This is a genomic window from Streptomyces sp. NPDC046915 (assembly GCF_040644935.1).
Classification (GTDB): domain Bacteria; phylum Actinomycetota; class Actinomycetes; order Streptomycetales; family Streptomycetaceae; genus Streptomyces.
Genome location: NZ_JBEYXB010000020.1, coordinates 143,496 through 159,738, shown reverse-complemented (window position 1 = coordinate 159,738; position 16,243 = coordinate 143,496). Strand labels below are relative to the sequence as shown.

Sequence of the window (16,243 nt, the reverse complement as noted above, 5' to 3'; positions counted from 1 at the left end):
GGACAGGGCCCCTCTCACGTCCCGTACGTCACTTCAGCTTGGCCGCCTGGGCCTTGATCACCGGGGCCGACACCGTGTAGGCCTTCTTGCTCATCACCGCGCCGATGTTGATGGTGCTGTACGTCGCGATGCTGTTCCCGTGCCGCACGACCTCGGCGTGCAGCGGGACCGGCCCGTCCTTCGTGTCGTTCGTCGCGGTGAACGCCAGCGACTCGTCACCCGTGGCCGAGGACTTCTCCTCGCCGACCTTGGTGAACTTCCCCTTCTCGCCGTCCTGGTCGCCGGTGAAGCCGCCCGCGCACGCCTTCACCGCGTCGGACACCGTCTTCAGGGCCTTCGCGGCGCCGTCCCCGTCGTAGGAGGACAGGGTGACCGCGGTGACGTCCAGGTCCATGGAGTCGCTCAGCGCGTCCTCGAACTTGCCGTCGGCCAGGTCGTCCAGGGACGTGGCGTCGTCCGTGGGGTCCTTCTTGTCCTCCGTGGCCATGCGGCTGGTGTTCGTCGCGGGGTCACCCGGCGCGATGCCGGTCAGGACCTGGAGCAGCGGGTCGCACTTGGCGTCGTCCGCCTTGACCTTGCTCTTGGCGGGGATGCCGCCCTTCACGGGACCGACCTTGAAGCCGGGCACCTCGCCCTTGGCGATGATCAGCTTCTCCAACTCCGCGGCGTTCAGCGCCTTCGCGTCCGACGACGACGCGTTGGATTCCTTCGAACCCTTGGCGTTCCCGGAGTCCTTCGACCCCTCCTCGGAACAGCCCGTGACAAGGGCGAACGACAGCACGCTCACTGTGGCAGCGGCGCACAGACGCACGCCCGATGATCTCTTCATGAGCGGACTATGAAACGAAAGTCAAAGAAACGTCAAGCTCGTTAAAAGCCCAGGCGTTCCCGACGTACCGAATACACCACGAAACCGGCGCCCACGGCGAGGAAGAGCGTGCCGCCGATGACGTACGGCGTGGTGTCGGGGCTTCCGGTGTCGGCGAGCTCGGTGCCGTCCGCCGAGGCCGAGGTGGTCTCGGTGGTCGCCTCGGACACCGCCCTGGCCTGCTGGGTGAGCTGCGTCGCCGAGGTCTCCGCTCTCGCCGGTGTGTCCTGCGAGGCGTTCGCGGACGGGACGAACCACAGGGCGCCCAGGAGGGTGCCCGCGGCGGTGGCGGTCAGCAGCGGGCGGCGAACGGATGACACGGAATATCGATCCCCCTTGTGACGCTGGCGAATTGGCCGTGTGGAGCGATATTAGTGAAAGTCGCGGGTCACGGGAAAGTCACGGGAGACTTCCGCCGTACTCTCCCGCCATGAGCACTCCAGAGACATCACGTTTTGTACGCCTTCGGGTGGAAGTCGTCCTCGAGGTCGAGGACGACGAAGCGGTCACCGAGGCGGCGCTGCGCCGGCTCGCAGCGGATTCCGACCTGCCGGACGAGGAACGCGTCCACGCCCAGGGGGCTGTGACGGAAGACACCGCAGAGGCCCTGGCCTATCTCGTCGATCCGTTCGACCTGGTCGGCGAGGTCCCCGGAGTGGAGCTCCAGCAGGCCTCCTGGTCCACCGAGCGGATCGACTACGACCCCGATTCGCCGGATTGGGAGCTCGACGAGGATGATGACGAGGAGGACGACGAAGACGAGAACGCCGGCATCGGCTGAGCCTCGGGGGGAACGCGTGACCCCGGACGGCAACCGCCGGCCGGGGTTTCGCCGTCTCAGGGGGCGCGCGGCCAACTCCCGCACCACCCACCCCGGGGAACGTGGCGTGGCCCACACCTTTCAAGGATGTGGAACGGGGCACACCGGTCGTAGCGTTGAAGGTTCTCAACGGGGACTCGGGGTTTTTGGGGATTCAGCAACCATGGAGAAGCGTGTGATGACGGACAGTAAGCGGCGCAAGGGCCTGATGGCCGCGTCCGCACTGCTCGGCGGTGTACTGGTGCTCTCGGCTTGTTCCGGCGGCGACGACAAGTCCTCAGGCAGCGGCGGCGACAGTTCGCAGGCCCAGGCCGACGAGGCGGCGGCCAAGAAGTCCTCCGAGGCCCAGATCACGATCACGCCCAAGGACGGCTCGAACGGCGCGTCCATCAACAACTCCGCCGCGGTCAAGGTGGCCAAGGGCACCCTCACCGGCGTCACCATGACGACCGCCGACGGCAAGGCCGTCTCGGGCGAGCTGGCCGCCGACAAGAAGAGCTGGAAGCCCAGCGTCCAGCTGGAGCGTTCCACCAGCTACAAGGTCGCCGCGGAGGCGAAGGACTCCGAGGGCCGCGTCGCCCACGAGAACGCCTCGTTCACCACGGTCTCCCCGTCCAACAGCTTCATAGCCAACTTCACGCCGGAGGACGGCTCCACGGTCGGCGTCGGCATGCCCGTGTCGATCAACTTCGACAAGGCGATCACCAACAAGGCCGCCGTCCAGAAGGCCATCACGGTCAGCTCCAGCAGCGGCCAGGAGGTCGCCTGCCACTGGTTCAGCCCGAACCGCATGGACTGCCGTCCGCAGGACTACTGGAAGGAGAACTCCACCGTCACGCTGAAGCTCGCGCTCGACGGCGTCGAGGGCGCCTCCGGGGTCAGCGGCGTGCAGCAGAAGACGGTCACCTTCCACATCGGCCGCAACCAGGTCTCCTACGTCGACGCGAAGACCAAGCAGATGAAGATCACGCAGGACGGCAAGACGGTCAAGACCATCCCGATCTCCGCCGGATCGCCCGACAACAAGACGTACGAGGGCGTCATGGTGATGTCGGAGAAGTTCAAGCAGACGCGCATGAACGGCGCGACCGTGGGCTTCACGGACGACGACGGCAAGGGCGAGTACGACATCAAGGACGTGCCGCACGCCATCCGCCTCACCAGCTCCGGCACCTTCCTGCACGGCAACTACTGGGGTGCGAAGTCCATCTTCGGCAGCGTCAACACCAGCCACGGCTGCGTGGGCCTGTCGGACACCAAGGGCGCGGGCGACCCGAACACGCCGGCCGCGTGGATGTACAGCCACTCGATCCTCGGTGACGTGGTCGTCGTGAAGAACACCGGCGACAAGACCGTGGCCCCCGACAACGGCCTCAACGGCTGGAACATGAACTGGGCGCAGTGGAAGGCCGGCTCGGCCGTCTGACGCCTTCCGCCCCCCTTCCATACGTGACCGGTGCCGCCCCCCAGGGGCGGCACCGGCATTTCCGGGGACTTTCTGGGGCCGGCCACAGCCTTCTCATGCTTCTCTTATTTCGGCCTTATCGAGTCATCACGGTCCGTACCTAGCTTGCGGCCATGTTCTTCACCTACCTGAGGCGCGAACTGCGCCGCCGCAGAAAGGCGGCCCTCGTCGTCGCCTCCGGACTCGCGCTGGGCATCGCGCTGGTCATCGTGGTCAACTCCGTGTCCAACGGCATGGGGAAGGCACAGGACAAGGTCCTCCAGTCGCTCTACGGCCTGGGCACTGACATGACGGTCACCAAGGCGGCGTCGGCGTCCACCGGCAACGCACAGCGGCCGCGCTTCCAGTTCGACGCGCAGAACAAGGACGACTCCAAGTCGCAGAGCAGCGACCGGGTCATGGCGCAGGGCTTCACCACCCTGGCCTCGTCGACGGTCGGCAAGGTCGGCGGCCAGAAGGGCGTCTCCTCCGCCGTCGGCGGGCTGAGCCTGAACGTGGTGAAGGTCAGCGGCCAGTTCACCCGCGGGCAGTTCCAGCAGAACCAGAACTCCGGCGGCAGCCGGCAGGGCGGCCCCGGCCAGAACGGCGGCGGCACCGGCCAGCCGCAGGGCGAGGTGCGGGGCGGTGGCGCCAACTTCGACATCAACCAGTACAGCGTCTTCGGCACCGACGTCACCAAGACCGCGCTGGGCCCGCTGACCTCCTCGAAGATCACCAGCGGCCGCGCCTTCAGGACGACCGAGACCGACGCCAAGGTGGCCGTCGCCGACTCGGCCTACGCCAAGACGAAGAAGTACAAGGTCGGTTCCACCGTCACCATCAAGAGCGTCAAGTTCAAGGTGATCGGCATCGCCACCGCCAGCAGCGGTGACTCGGCGGCCAACCTGTACATCCCGCTCAAGCAGGCGCAGACCCTGGCGGGCGAGAAGAACAAGGTCACCACGATCTACGTCAAGGCGACCGACTCCCAGCAGATCGACTCCGTCAAGAGCACCATCCAGAAGAACGTCTCCGGTACGACCGTCACGACCTCGGCCGACCTCGCCAAGACCGTCTCCGGTTCGCTGTCCACCGCCTCCAGCCTCGCCACCAACGTCGGCAAGTGGCTGTCCATCGCGGTGCTGGTGGCCGCGTTCCTGGTCGCCGGTCTGCTCACCTCCTCGGCGGTGTCCCGGCGGGTGCGGGAGTTCGGCACGCTCAAGGCCCTGGGCTGGAGGTCGGGCCGGGTGACCCGGCAGGTGATCGGCGAGGCCATGGTCAACGGCCTGGTCGGCGGCGCCCTCGGCATCGCGCTCGGCCTGGCGGGCGCGTACGCCGTCACCGCGATCAGCCCGTCGCTCCAGGCGCAGCTCGGCAACACCGGTGGCGGCACGGGCGGTCCGGGCGGCGGCCCCGGCGGTGGGGGCGGGGGCGGCTTCGGCGGCCCCGGGCGGCAGGCGGCCAAGACCCTCGAGGTCGCGCTCACCGCACCGGTCAGCGTCACGACCATCGTCCTCGCCGTCGGACTCGCGGTGGCCGGCGGCCTGATCGCGGGCGCCTTCGGCGGCTGGCGGGCCTCACGACTGCGCCCGGCGGACGCGCTGCGGCGCGTCGAGTAGCCCCAAGCACCCCTTCTCCCAGTTCTCCCAGGAGTTGCACCCACCATGTACGAACTCAGAGGCGTCACCAAGCGCTACACCCGGGGCAAGGACACCGTCCACGCCCTCGACGGCGTCGACCTGATCATCGGCGACGGCGACCGGCTGGTCATCCAGGGCCCCACCGGCGGCGGCAAGTCCACCCTGCTCCAGATGCTCGGCGGCCTCGACCGGCCCAGCTCCGGCGAAGTCGTCCTGGACGGCACCGACCTGGCCAAGCTGTCCGAGGCCCGGCTGACGAGGGTCCGCAGCGAGAACATCGGCTTCGTCTTCCAGTCCTTCAACCTCATCCCGACGCTCACCGCGCAGGAGAACGTCGAGACCGCCCTCGTACCGCTCGGCGTGAAGGTGAAGGAGCGGCGCGAACGGGCCGCCGAGGCACTGAAGTCGGTCGGGCTCGGCGAACGGCTCGGGCACCTGCCGTCCGAGATGTCCGGCGGCCAGCAGCAGCGCGTCGCCATCGCCCGCGCGCTGGTCAAACAGCCGAAGGTGCTGCTCGCCGACGAGCCCACCGGCAACCTCGACGAGGGCATGCGCGACGAGATCATGGACGTGCTCGAAGGCCTGTGGAAGGAGCACGGGTTGACCTTCATCATGGTCACCCACGACTCGGCCATCGCGAAGAAGGCCCCGCGGCTGGCGACCATCCGCAAGGGAAAGATCACCGTGAAGGAGAACGCCGGCACCTGAGCGCCGCACTTATAACACCGACCACCGGCGCGTAACTTCCCGATTCGGTAACGGTGTTCCCCCCGGCGCGTAACAGTTGACGGCAGCGCTTTCTCACAACTCTCTCACCTATTGAGGCGTCTGATCACCCCCCGGCATACTGCGGGATCCGGGGGGTTGACGCTCATGCGTACGAGACTGCCCCCGGCCGGGTGAACGGGGAATTCGCCCGGTACTCCGTCTCCAGGGGGAGTCTTGCGCAGACAAGTGAAAAGAGCGGCTGCGGCCACCGTGGCCACCGCCGCAGCCGTCGCCCTCGCCGCGGGCATGACCAGCCCGGCGTCGGCGAAGCCCGAGCAGCGGTCGTCCGCCGCTGCCGCATCGCTCACTTCCAAGCACCGCATCACCCTGATCACCGGCGACCGGGTCGCCGTCGACGCCAAGGGCCGGGTCGTCGGCCTGGAGCGGGCCAAGGGACGCGAGCACATCCCGTTCCAGATCCGCAAGGCCGACGGCCACACCCTCGTCATCCCCGCCGACGCGGCCCGTATGGTCGCCTCCGGCAAGCTGGACCAGCGGCTGTTCGACATCACCGAGCTCGGCAAGGCCGCCACCCGCAAGTCCCAGAAGCACGGTCTGAAGGTCATCGTCGGCTACCGGGGCGCCGCCACGGCCGCCAAGTCCGACGTCCGCGACGCGGGCACCCTCCGCCACAGCCTCAAGACGCTGAACGCGGACGCCGTGCAGACCCCCGCCAAGGAGACGCCCGAGCTGTGGGACGCGGTCACCAACGGCGACAGGACCGCCTCCGGTATCGCGCACGTCTGGCTCGACGGCGTCCGCAAGGCCAGCGACGACAAGTCGAACCCGCAGATCGGCGTCCCGACCGCGTGGGCGGCCGGCTACACCGGCAAGGGCGTCAAGATCGCCGTCCTGGACACGGGCGTGGACACCACCCACCCCGACCTCAAGGACCAGGTGATCGAGTCCAAGAACTTCTCGACCGCCGCCGACGCCAAGGACCACTTCGGCCACGGCACGCACGTCGCGTCCATCGCGGCGGGCACCGGCGCCAAGTCGAACGGCAAGTACAAGGGTGTCGCGCCCGACGCGAAGATCCTCAACGGCAAGGTCCTCGACGACACCGGCTCCGGTGACGACTCCGGCATCCTCGCCGGCATGGAGTGGGCGGCCCAGCAGGGCGCCAGCGTCGTCAACCTCAGCCTGGGCGGCTACGACACGCCCGAGGTCGACCCGCTCGAGGCCGAGGTCAACAAGCTCTCCACCGAGAAGGGCATGCTGTTCGCGATCGCCGCGGGCAACAGCGGTCCCGAGTCGATCGGTTCGCCGGGCAGCGCGGACGACGCGCTCACCGTCGGCGCCGTCGACAAGTCGGACAAGCTGGCGGACTTCTCCTCCACCGGCCCGCGCGTCGGCGACGGCGCCATCAAGCCGGACGTCACCGCGCCCGGCGTGGACATCACCGCCGCCGCGGCGCCGGGCAGCGTCATCGACACGGACCCCGAGGTCCCGCACCCGGCGCCCGGCTACCTGACCATCTCCGGCACCTCGATGGCCACCCCGCACGTCGCGGGGGCCGCCGCGATCCTGAAGCAGGAGCACCCCGACTGGGGCTACGCCGAGCTCAAGGCCGCCCTGACCGGCTCCGCGAAGGGCGGCAACTACACGCCGTTCCAGCAGGGTTCGGGCCGTATCGCGGTCGACAAGGCCATCAAGCAGACCGTGATCGCCGACCCGGTGTCGGTGAGTTTCGGCGTCCAGCAGTGGCCGCACACCGACGACACGCCGGTCACCAAGCAGGTCACCTACCGCAACCTCGGCACCCAGGACGTCACGCTCAACCTGGCCGCCACCGCCACCGACCCCAAGGGCCACGCGGCTCCGACGGGCTTCTTCAAGCTCGGCGCGACCAAGGTCACGGTCCCCGCGGGCGGCAAGGCCGCCGTCGGCCTGACCGTCAACACCAAGCTGGGCGGCACCCTCGACGGCGCGTACTCCGCGTACGTGACGGCGACCGGGGGCGGCCAGACGGTCCGCACGGCCGCCGCGGTGCAGCGCGAGGTGGAGTCGTACACGGTCACCTTCAAGCACACCGGCCGTGACGGGAAGCCGACCGGCGTCTACGACACCGAACTGTTCGGCTACACCGGCATCGGCAAGGACCACGCCTACGCGGCGGAGCCCGCCGACTCCGGCACCACGACCCTGCGCCTGCCCAAGGGCACGTACCTGCTGAACTCCACGATCGCGAAGAGCTTCACCAGCTTCGACGGTGGCCTCGACTGGCTGGTGCAGCCGAAGCTGAGCGTCACCAAGGACCTCACGGTGAACCTGGACGCCCGCACCGCCAAGCCGGCCGACATCACCGTGCCGGACGCGCAGGCCAAGCCGCTCTCCGCGTCGATCGACTACATGTACGACCCGGCGGCCGTCGGCTTCGGTGTCGGGGTCGGCAGCGGCAGCGGCTTCGGCGATCTGCGCATGGCGCACCTCGGCCCGGAGGTCACGAACGGTCTGACCCAGACCTGGAGCGGCCAGTGGACCAAGGGCGACAACGCCGAGTACGACGTGGCCACCACCGCGAAGGTCAAGAAGATCCAGGGCGACAAGGTCCGCCACTTCAAGACCAGTGAGCTCGCCACGGTGAAGAACGCCGTCGGCGCCTCCGCCCCCAACAAGACCGGCTCGGTGGACGCCTGGAGCGTCGTGGGCGACGACGTGGTCTTCCCCGGCGGGTCCCTGGAGCAGAAGCTGCCCGGCACGCGCACGGCGTACGTCTCGACCGTCGACGGCGCCCAGTGGGGCTTCGACGTCACCCAGTACTCCGGTCACGACGCCGACGGCTTCCCGATCCCGGACGCCTTCTACACGCTGGGCGACCCGCAGACCTTCAGGGCGGGGACCACCTACAAGAAGACGTTCAACACCGCGGTCTTCGGCCCGCACCTCAACGCCCAGTACGGCCTGTTCCGTGAGGGCAACGAGATCTACGGCGTCGTGCCGCTGTTCGCCGACAGCAACAAGCACGCCGGTTCCTCGGACTTCACCGCGGTGACCACCACCCTGTACCGCAACGGCACCAAGGTGGGCTCCAACGAGGACCCACTGTCCGGCGAGACCTTCAGCGTTCCCGCCGGTGACGCCGAGTACAAGCTGACCACCTCGGTGAAGCGGACCGTCAAGGTCGCGGCGGCCTCCACCCGGATCGACGCGAGCTGGACCTTCCACTCGAAGAAGCCGGGCAGCGGCGTCATGGCCACCCTCCCGGCCTCCACCGCCCGCTTCGGCGCCCAGACCGGCCTGGACAGCCGCGTCGAGGCCGGCAAGACGGTCACCTTCCCGGTCACCGTGGAGGGCGCGGCCGCGGGCCGCAACCTTCAGTCCCTCGCGGTGTACGTGTCGTACGACTACGGCCAGACCTGGAAGAAGATCGAGGTCAAGCACGGCAAGATCACCGTGAAGAACCCGGCGAAGGGGAAGGCCATCTCCTTCCACGCCAAGATCGCCGACAGGAAGGGCAACAAGTCGACGATCTCGATCTACAACGCGTACTACGGCAAGTGAGCCGCTAGTCGCCGATCGGGCCGACCGGGCCCACAGCGCACGGCCCGCCGGAAGAGCAGCTTCCGGCGGGCCGTTCGTGCCGAGCCCCCGGCGGAGCAGCCGGCGCTGGTCAGCCGGAGGCTCCCGCGCGGGTCGCGTCCGCTCCCCAGCTGGCCAGCAGGCGCAGTGCCTCCGCCGACGGGGAGCCCGGCTCGGCGTGATAGACGATCATGCTCTGGTCGGCGTCGTCCGCCAGCTTGAACGACTCGAAGTGCAAGGACAGCGCGCCGACCAGCGGATGCTGAAGCCGCTTGACGCCGTGGTTCTTCTCCTTGACGTCGTGTGTCGCCCACAGCCGCCGGAAGTCCTCGCTCTTCACGGAGAGCTCCCCGACCAGGGCGGACAGACGGGGATCGTCCGGGTAGCAGCCGGCGTCCATGCGCAGCGCGCACACGATGTCGATCGCCTTCTGCTCCCAGTCGACGAACAGATCCTGGTACTCGGGCTTCAGGAACACCATCCGCGCCCAGTTCCGCTCCGCCGCCGGCAGCTCCGCCCAGTCGCCGAAGACCGCCGCCGCCATCCGGTTCCACGCCAGGATCTCGGAGCGCCGCCCGACGACGTACGCCGGCACCGCGTCCATCGTGTCCAGCAGCTGCCCGATCGACGTCCGCACCTGCTGCGGTCTGGCCGACGGCTTCTTCTTGTGCTGCTTGCCCTTGGCGAGGTGGGTGAGGTGCGCCTGCTCGGCGTCCGTCAGCCGGAGCGCCCGCGCGATGGAGTCCAGCACCTCCGCCGACACGTTCTGCCCGTTGCCCTGCTCCAGACGCGTGTAGTACGCCACCGACACCCCGGCCAGCTGCGCCAGCTCCTCGCGGCGCAGCCCGGGAACCCGCCGGTGCCGCCCGAAGTCGGGCAGCCCCACGTCCTCCGGTTTGAGCCGGGCGCGCCGGCTGCGCAGGAACTCGCTCAGTTCGGCACGCCGGTCCAGGGACGCCGCGGAGGGCTGGGGCTGTACGTCCATGCGCCCAGTATTCATGGTCGTACCCCGTCGTACGCCCCTGAGCCTGACCCCGCCAGTGGTAGGCACGGCAGTCGTACGCAGAAGCGTGATCTGGGTGATGCCGGCGCCGTACGGCAGGCTGGACGACGTACCCGGCCGCAAGGCCACCGTGTCCACCGGGCACGAACCCCCCTGCTAGGAGAATCCCCGCATGACCACTGTTGCCGCGTACGCAGCCCCCGGCGCGAAGGCCCCCCTGGAGCGGACCACCATCGAGCGGCGGGCGGTCGGCGAGTCCGACGTCCTGATCGACATCAAGTTCGCCGGCATCTGCCACTCCGACATCCACCAGGCCCGGGAGGGCTGGGGCGAGGCGATCTTCCCGATGGTCCCCGGCCACGAGATCGCGGGCATCGTCTCCGAGGTCGGCCCTGGTGTCACCAAGTTCGCCGTCGGCGACCGGGTCGGCGTCGGCTGCATGGTCGACTCCTGCCGCGAGTGCGAGAACTGCCGGGCGGGCCTTCAGCAGTACTGCGTCAAGTCCCCCACCTGGACGTACAACGACCACGGCAAGGACGGCGAGCCCACCCTCGGCGGCTACTCGGAGAAGATCGTCGTCGACGAGAACTACGTCGTACGCATCCCCGACGCCCTTCCCCTGGACGTGGCCGCACCCCTGCTGTGCGCCGGAATCACGACGTACTCCCCGCTCAAGCACTGGAACACCGGCCCCGGCAAGAAGGTCGCCGTCGTCGGCCTCGGCGGCCTCGGCCACATGGGCGTCAAGATCGCGCACGCGCTCGGCGCGGAGGTCACCGTCCTCTCGCAGTCCCTGCGCAAGAAGGACGACGGTGTGCGACTGGGCGCCGACCACTACCACGCGACCAGCGACCCGGCGACGTTCGAGCAGCTCAAGGGCACCTTCGACCTGATCCTCAACACGGTCTCGGCGCCGGTCGACTTCGCCGCCTACCTGTCCCTGCTGCGCACGGACGGCGCCATGGTCAACGTGGGCCTGCCCGAGGAGCCGGTCCAGATCACCCTCCAGTCGATCTTCGGCAACCGCCGCAGCCTCAGCAGCTCCGGCATCGGCGGCATCCAGGAGACCCAGGAGATGCTGGACTTCTGCGCCGAGCACGGCCTGGGCTCCGAGATCGAGCTGATCCGCGCGGAGCAGATCAACGAGGCGTACGAGCGGGTGCTGGCCAGCGACGTCCGCTACCGGTTCGTGATCGACACGTCGACGATCTGAGGCTCTACCGATCTGAGGAGTTCCCGTCTGAGGCGCTTCCGAGCTGAGGCGCTTCAGAGGCGGCTGTACGTCTCGATGTCCTCGGTGAACTCCTCTATCGCCCGCGCGGTGAGCGTCGGCCGGGTGTCGGCTATCGCGGTCATGTAGTCCTCGGTGGTGGCCGGCCGGCCCTCGCGGTGGGTGACCTCGCGTTCGAACGCCGCCTGCGCGCCCTTGCGGGCGGCGAACTCGATGTCGGCCGGGGTGAACAGCTCGCTGGCCTCGACCAGCCGGGCGAGGTCCACGGAGTCGGTGGCGGCCCGGAGATAGCGGGCCCAGATCGCTGACCGGGCCGTCGGGTCAGGGGGTCCGATGGGCAGGACGTAGTCGAACCGGCCCGGCCGCAGGAAGGCCGCGTCGAGCGAGCGGACCGAGTTGGTGGCGCAGACCAGCAGCCGGGCGTCCGGCTCGCGGAAGACGGGGATGAGCTTGAGCAGCTCGTTGGTCACCCCGTGCCCGGGATCGACCGCCTTCCCGGACCGCGCGCCGGCGATCTCCTCGACCTCGTCGATGAAGAGCAGCACCGAGTCCAGGTCCGCCAGGTCCGCGAAGACCTCCCGCAGCGCCGCCGCCAGACCCTCGCTCGTGTCGGCCGCCAGCCGGGACGGGAAGAGCTCCACGAACGGCCAGCCGAGCCGCGAGGCTACCGCCTTGGCGAAACTGGTCTTCCCGGTGCCGGGCGGGCCGAACAGGATGACCGCCTTGGGCGGCAGGACGCCGTAGCGGTCGGCCAGCGCCGGCTCCGTCAGCGGGAGCACGACACGGCGCTCGACGACCCGCTTCTCACGTTCCATGCCGGCCATGGCGGCCCAGAGCCCGTCGGGCAGCATGCGGCCGCCCAGCGCCGCGAGGACATCGGCGTCGGCCGCGCCGGGCGGTTCGAACTTCTCGTAGTAGGCCAGGTCGTCGCGGCACCGGAAAGCGGAGTTCTCCAGGGCCTTCGTCCCGGCGGCGCCCGCGGGCAGCAGTGCGCTGATGTGGCGCACGCCCAGCGCCCGCAGGCGCCGCTCCAGCTCGGCGAGGAGGGCACTGCCGATCCCGCGCTCACGCCAGCGGGCGGCGAGCGCGACCTGGAGGACCCACCCTCGCTTGCCGTGCGCCTCGGCCACGGCCATGCCGACCAGTTCCTCACCGACCGCCGCGACCACCGCCGGCTGACCGGCCTTGGCCGCCGCCATCACCTCGGACACCGGAAACACCGGGTGCTCGTCGGCCTGGCGGCTCTGGTCCCAGATCTGGATGGCCTGGTCGAGATCGTCGTCGTGATAGTCACGCAGACGCCATGCGGGCATCGCCACCACCTCGCCGGCTCGGGAGTCTCATTGTCCCCGGACACCGTCCGGGCCGCCTCGCACGGGGCGCGAGATGCGCGTGTGGCTCCCTACGCTCGTAGGTGACAGGTGTTCCCTTGGACCGTGCGGAGGTGACAGCCATGCGTGCCTCGCTGATACAGCTGTCCGTGGACTCGTCGGACTCCGTCGACGAGCGCCGGCACAGGGCGGCTTCGCTGGTCCGCGGCCGGACGGGCGACGATCTGGTGGTGCTGCCGGAGCTGTGGACGGCCGGTGCCTGGTCGTACGACCGCTGGGGGCGCGATGCCGAAGGGGTGGACGGCCCCACCGCCGAGGCCATGTCCGCCGCCGCCCGTCAGGCCGGGGTGTGGCTCCACGCCGGATCGATTGTCGAGCGGGACGGGGACGGGACGCTGTACAACACCGCTCTCCTCTTCGACCGGACCGGCGAGCTGCACGGGTGCTATCGCAAGATCCATCGCTACGGCTTCGACACCGGCGAGGCGACCATGATGGGCGGCGGCCGGGACATCGTCACCGTACCCACCGACTTCGGTGTGATCGGCCTCGCCATCTGCTACGACCTCCGCTTCCCCGAACTCTTCCGGGGCCTGCTCGACGCGGGCGCGGAGCTGGTCGTGGTGCCCGCCGCATGGCCCGCGGCACGTCTCGGCCACTGGCGGCTCCTCACGCGCACGAGGGCCCTGGAGGAGCAGGTCTTCCTGCTGGCCTGCTGCGCGGTGGGTACGCACGGCGGAATGCGGCAGGGCGGGCACAGCGTGGCCGTCGACCCGTGGGGAACCGTCCTGGGCGAGGCCCGCACCGCGGAGGAGACGGTGACGGTGGAGTTCGACATGGCCCAGGTCGCCCGAACCCGCTCCGAACTCCCCGTCCTCCGCGACCGCGTCCTGACCATCGAGGCCCCCGGCGGTGACCCGTCGGATCAGGCCCGCAGACCCTTGAGTCCGTCGTAGGCGGCCATCACGAGCTCCAGCCCCCGGTTGTCGCCCGCGGGCTCGCGCATCTGATCGGTCACGTACGCCACCGCCATACGCTCCTCGGGATCGATCATGACGATCGAGCCGCCCCAACCACCCCACCCGAAGGTGTTGCCGAACAGCCCGTAGCCCAGCCCCCAGCGGACCGGCATGCCCAGGAGGCGGTCCTCGCCGTTGAACTGCTCCTCCCTTGCGCGGTCACAGCCCGCCTGCGACAGCAGCCGCACTCCGCGCACCGCGCCTCCGCAGGCCAGCACCGACTGCACGAGGGCGACCGAGCGGGCGTTGCCGAAGCCGCTCGCGGCGGGGATCTGCGCGCGGCGCCAGGCCACGCTGTTCCCGTCCCGGACCCGTACGGTGGTGCCGGCGGCGGGCGACGCGCTGCCGCCGGGCGCGCTCGCGGCATAGTCCTCGTCCTGGGACGGCGGGGGGACGGTGAGCGCCACCCGGTGGTCGTGCTCGGCGGGCAGTCCGATGTGGAAGTCGGCGCCCAGCGGCCCGGCCACCTCCTCCGCGAAGAACCCGCCCAGGCTCCGGCCGGTGATCCGGCGGACCACCTCGCCCACGAGAAAACCCTGGGTGAGCGAGTGGTATCCGGCCGCGGTGCCCGGTTCCCATTGCGGGGCCTGCGCGGCAAGCCGTGCCGTGGCGGCCGGCCAGTCGTAGACCTCCTCGATCGGCCCGTCCCAGTCGGGCAGGCCCGCGGTGTGCGCGAGCAGGTGCCGCACCAGCACGTTCTCCTTGCCGGCCGCGGCGAACTCGGGCCAGTACCGGCCCACCGGTGCGGCCAGATCGAGGTCACCACGATCGGCCAGGACCAGCGCGCACAGCGCCGTCATCGTCTTGGTGACGGAGAAGACATTGGTGATCGTGTCCCGTTGCCACGGGATCGTGCGGTCCGCGTCGGCGCACCCACCCCAGACGTCCACCACCGGCTCGCCGTCCACGAAGACCGCGACCGAGGCACCCACGTCTCCGTCGTCGAGAAATCCGGCCAGCGCACTCGGCACTGCGGTGAATAGATCATCATATGAGCCTTGAATGTCGGCCATGCGCCGTATTAGCGCGCACCGGCCCGTCAGAAGGCAAACGAATTTCTGTCGGCTGTGGGGTGCGGCGGCCCGTCATCCCTGTAGGTGGGCGAGGAACTCGTCTCCAAGGGGATACGGGCGTTCCTGGGGCAGCCGTCGGGCGGCGGAGTCCAGGTCGCCGTCGCGGACCAGGGCATGGATCTCATGGGCGAGCGGGGTCACGTCGTGGATCGCGACCGTCCACTCGTCCGCGTAACGTCGCACGGCCTCACCGGACAGCCCGAGTTGCAGCGAGCGGTGCGGCAGCGGCCGCAGGCGCAGATCCCGTTCGGGGTCCCACTGGACCCGGCCGGGCGCACGCTTCAACTGCCGCTGCCAGGTGGCGCGATCGGGGTGCACACCGCGTACATGACTCGACAGACACGCGTGCCGCAGCGCCCACTCGAAGCCGTCGCGGGTGATCTCGACGGCCAGTACGGTCTCCTGCCCTGCCTTCGTGCCCCAGCCGCAGCGGTACATCATCCACAGGAACGACGGCTTGATCCAGGTCAAGCCGTGCTCGCAAACCATTTTCCCTGCCCTCGGGGTGTCCTGAGGCCGGGCCCGATACCTCGGCGAACGTAGCCACCGATGCCCGGTCTTTTGATTCCGCCGTCTGGCCCAACACCACACACATGCCAGAGAACGAGAGGCCCGGACACTGCGTACCTACCGGCCATCACGCGAAGGATCGTCCGTGCATACCGCATCAGCGAACCGGATCATCTCCTGCGGGAGGATCTTCGCCAGCACTGGCAGAGGCGTCAACCATGACCCCCGCGAGAACGCTTCCCCCAACAAATGACCGGCCTGCGGCAGGTCGACTGTCTTCGCCACCTCGGTCAGCGCCTGTGCCTGCTGGTCCGGGTCGGTGATGGTGCGGGCGACTTGTTCGGCGTCTGCAGCCAGTCCGGCAGCCCGCTCGTGGTCACCGGCGGCGGCCACCGCCCCAGCCACCCCGGCCAGCGCCCGCGCCCGCTCCCGCGGGTCCATGATGGTGCGGGCGATCTGTTCGACGTCTGCAGCCAGTCCGACAGCCCGCTCGCGGTCACCGGCGGCGGCCACCACCCCAGCCACCCCGACCAGCACGTGTGCCCGCTGGTCCGGGTTGGTGATGGTGCGGGCGACTTGTTCGGCGTCTGCAGCCAGTCCGGCAGCCCGCTCGTGGTCACCGGCGGCGGCCACCGCCCCAGCCACCGCGGCCAGCGCCCGCGCCCGCTCCGAGGGGTTGGTGATGGCACGGGCGATCTGCTCGGCCCGCTTGTGGTCACCGGCGGCGGCCACCGCCCCAGCCACCCCGACCAGCGCGTGTGCCCGCGCTCGACGGGTGGTGATGGTGCGGGCGATCTGCTCGGCCCGCTTGTGGTCACCGGCGGCGGCCACCGCCCCAGCCACCCCGGCCAGCGCGTGTGCCCGCTCCCGCGGGTCGGTGATGGTGCGGGCGATCTGTTCGGCGTCTGCAGCCAGTCCGGCAGCCCGCTTGTGGTCACCGGCGGCGGCCACTGCCTCCGCCATCGCGGCCAGTGCACGCGCTTGCTCCCGCGGGTCGGTGATGGTGCGGGCGAT

At 69.6% G+C, this 16,243-nt stretch carries 14 protein-coding genes; 7 read left to right on the top strand and 7 right to left on the bottom strand.

The annotated features are described in order from the left end of the window. Window positions 1–28: 28 nt before the first annotated feature. Both ABZ915_RS38280 and ABZ915_RS38275 read right to left on the bottom strand, forming a co-directional pair. Window positions 29–829, bottom strand: a complete 801-nt coding sequence (locus ABZ915_RS38280) for a hypothetical protein (protein WP_361813051.1) — start codon at window positions 827–829, stop codon at window positions 29–31. A gap of 41 nt (window positions 830–870) precedes the next feature. Next, on the bottom strand, window positions 871–1,188 hold the full coding sequence (locus ABZ915_RS38275) for a hypothetical protein (protein WP_361813049.1): 318 nt from the start codon (window positions 1,186–1,188) through the stop codon (window positions 871–873). 110 nt (window positions 1,189–1,298) lie between these two features. Between ABZ915_RS38275 and ABZ915_RS38270 the strand changes: the two genes are divergently transcribed. The 5 genes from ABZ915_RS38270 to ABZ915_RS38250 all read left to right on the top strand — a co-directional run bounded on the left by ABZ915_RS38270 (window position 1,299) and on the right by ABZ915_RS38250 (window position 9,044). Continuing rightward, window positions 1,299–1,649, top strand: a complete 351-nt coding sequence (locus tag ABZ915_RS38270; protein ID WP_361813047.1) for a hypothetical protein — start codon at window positions 1,299–1,301, stop codon at window positions 1,647–1,649. A gap of 217 nt (window positions 1,650–1,866) precedes the next feature. After that, a complete protein-coding gene (locus ABZ915_RS38265) occupies window positions 1,867–3,114 on the top strand; it encodes an Ig-like domain-containing protein (RefSeq protein ID WP_361813045.1) in 1,248 nt (415 codons plus the stop codon). Between the two features lie 152 nt (window positions 3,115–3,266). Continuing rightward, window positions 3,267–4,751, top strand: coding sequence for an ABC transporter permease (locus ABZ915_RS38260; RefSeq protein ID WP_361813043.1), 1,485 nt, complete (start codon window positions 3,267–3,269; stop codon window positions 4,749–4,751). Window positions 4,752–4,796: 45 nt separating this feature from the next. Beyond that, the gene (locus tag ABZ915_RS38255; RefSeq protein WP_361813041.1) at window positions 4,797–5,480 is read left to right on the top strand and encodes an ABC transporter ATP-binding protein; all 684 of its coding nucleotides are present in this window, start codon (window positions 4,797–4,799) and stop codon (window positions 5,478–5,480) included. 306 nt (window positions 5,481–5,786) lie between these two features. After that, the gene (locus tag ABZ915_RS38250) at window positions 5,787–9,044 is read left to right on the top strand and encodes a S8 family peptidase (RefSeq protein ID WP_361813089.1); all 3,258 of its coding nucleotides are present in this window, start codon (window positions 5,787–5,789) and stop codon (window positions 9,042–9,044) included. 109 nt (window positions 9,045–9,153) lie between these two features. Here ABZ915_RS38250 and ABZ915_RS38245 read toward each other — a convergent pair whose 3' ends face one another. Next, on the bottom strand, window positions 9,154–10,047 hold the full coding sequence (locus tag ABZ915_RS38245) for a helix-turn-helix transcriptional regulator (protein WP_361813039.1): 894 nt from the start codon (window positions 10,045–10,047) through the stop codon (window positions 9,154–9,156). A gap of 190 nt (window positions 10,048–10,237) precedes the next feature. Here ABZ915_RS38245 and ABZ915_RS38240 point away from each other — a divergent pair, with 190 nt between their 5' ends. Further along, window positions 10,238–11,278, top strand: coding sequence for an NAD(P)-dependent alcohol dehydrogenase (locus ABZ915_RS38240; protein WP_361813037.1), 1,041 nt, complete (start codon window positions 10,238–10,240; stop codon window positions 11,276–11,278). Between the two features lie 53 nt (window positions 11,279–11,331). On the opposite strand, the gene ABZ915_RS38235 is transcribed toward ABZ915_RS38240, so the two are convergent. Continuing rightward, window positions 11,332–12,618 (bottom strand): GNAT family N-acetyltransferase, encoded by a 1,287-nt coding sequence (locus ABZ915_RS38235; RefSeq protein ID WP_361813035.1) that lies wholly within the window; start codon window positions 12,616–12,618, stop codon window positions 11,332–11,334. A gap of 131 nt (window positions 12,619–12,749) precedes the next feature. Between ABZ915_RS38235 and ABZ915_RS38230 the strand changes: the two genes are divergently transcribed. Continuing rightward, a complete protein-coding gene (locus tag ABZ915_RS38230; RefSeq protein ID WP_361813033.1) occupies window positions 12,750–13,583 on the top strand; it encodes a carbon-nitrogen family hydrolase in 834 nt (277 codons plus the stop codon). Here the strand turns inward: ABZ915_RS38230 and ABZ915_RS38225 are convergent. The 3 genes from ABZ915_RS38225 to ABZ915_RS38215 all read right to left on the bottom strand — a co-directional run. Beyond that, complete coding sequence (locus ABZ915_RS38225) at window positions 13,553–14,659, bottom strand: serine hydrolase domain-containing protein (RefSeq protein ID WP_361813031.1); 1,107 nt, start codon at window positions 14,657–14,659, stop codon at window positions 13,553–13,555. The two genes, ABZ915_RS38230 and ABZ915_RS38225, sit on opposite strands and share 31 nt — an antisense overlap. 72 nt (window positions 14,660–14,731) lie before the next feature. Then, window positions 14,732–15,208 (bottom strand): DUF4291 domain-containing protein, encoded by a 477-nt coding sequence (locus ABZ915_RS38220; RefSeq protein ID WP_361813029.1) that lies wholly within the window; start codon window positions 15,206–15,208, stop codon window positions 14,732–14,734. Window positions 15,209–15,346: 138 nt separating this feature from the next. Then, on the bottom strand, window positions 15,347–16,243 hold an 897-nt coding region (locus ABZ915_RS38215; RefSeq protein WP_361813027.1), incomplete at its 5' end, for a hypothetical protein.

Excerpts from the sequence above, each read along its gene's own strand:
- ABZ915_RS38225 (WP_361813031.1), bottom strand. The coding sequence starts at position 14,659 with ATGGCCGACATTCAAGGCTCATATGATGATCTATTCACCGCAGTGCCG.
- ABZ915_RS38250 (WP_361813089.1), top strand. The coding sequence starts at position 5,787 with ATGACCAGCCCGGCGTCGGCGAAGCCCGAGCAGCGGTCGTCCGCCGCT.
- ABZ915_RS38240 (WP_361813037.1), top strand. The coding sequence starts at position 10,238 with ATGACCACTGTTGCCGCGTACGCAGCCCCCGGCGCGAAGGCCCCCCTG.
- ABZ915_RS38280 (WP_361813051.1), bottom strand. The coding sequence starts at position 829 with ATGAAGAGATCATCGGGCGTGCGTCTGTGCGCCGCTGCCACAGTGAGC.
- ABZ915_RS38270 (WP_361813047.1), top strand. The coding sequence starts at position 1,299 with ATGAGCACTCCAGAGACATCACGTTTTGTACGCCTTCGGGTGGAAGTC.
- ABZ915_RS38255 (WP_361813041.1), top strand. The coding sequence starts at position 4,797 with ATGTACGAACTCAGAGGCGTCACCAAGCGCTACACCCGGGGCAAGGAC.
- ABZ915_RS38230 (WP_361813033.1), top strand. The coding sequence starts at position 12,750 with ATGCGTGCCTCGCTGATACAGCTGTCCGTGGACTCGTCGGACTCCGTC.
- ABZ915_RS38220 (WP_361813029.1), bottom strand. The coding sequence starts at position 15,208 with ATGGTTTGCGAGCACGGCTTGACCTGGATCAAGCCGTCGTTCCTGTGG.
- ABZ915_RS38265 (WP_361813045.1), top strand. The coding sequence starts at position 1,867 with ATGACGGACAGTAAGCGGCGCAAGGGCCTGATGGCCGCGTCCGCACTG.
- ABZ915_RS38260 (WP_361813043.1), top strand. The coding sequence starts at position 3,267 with ATGTTCTTCACCTACCTGAGGCGCGAACTGCGCCGCCGCAGAAAGGCG.
- ABZ915_RS38245 (WP_361813039.1), bottom strand. The coding sequence starts at position 10,047 with ATGGACGTACAGCCCCAGCCCTCCGCGGCGTCCCTGGACCGGCGTGCC.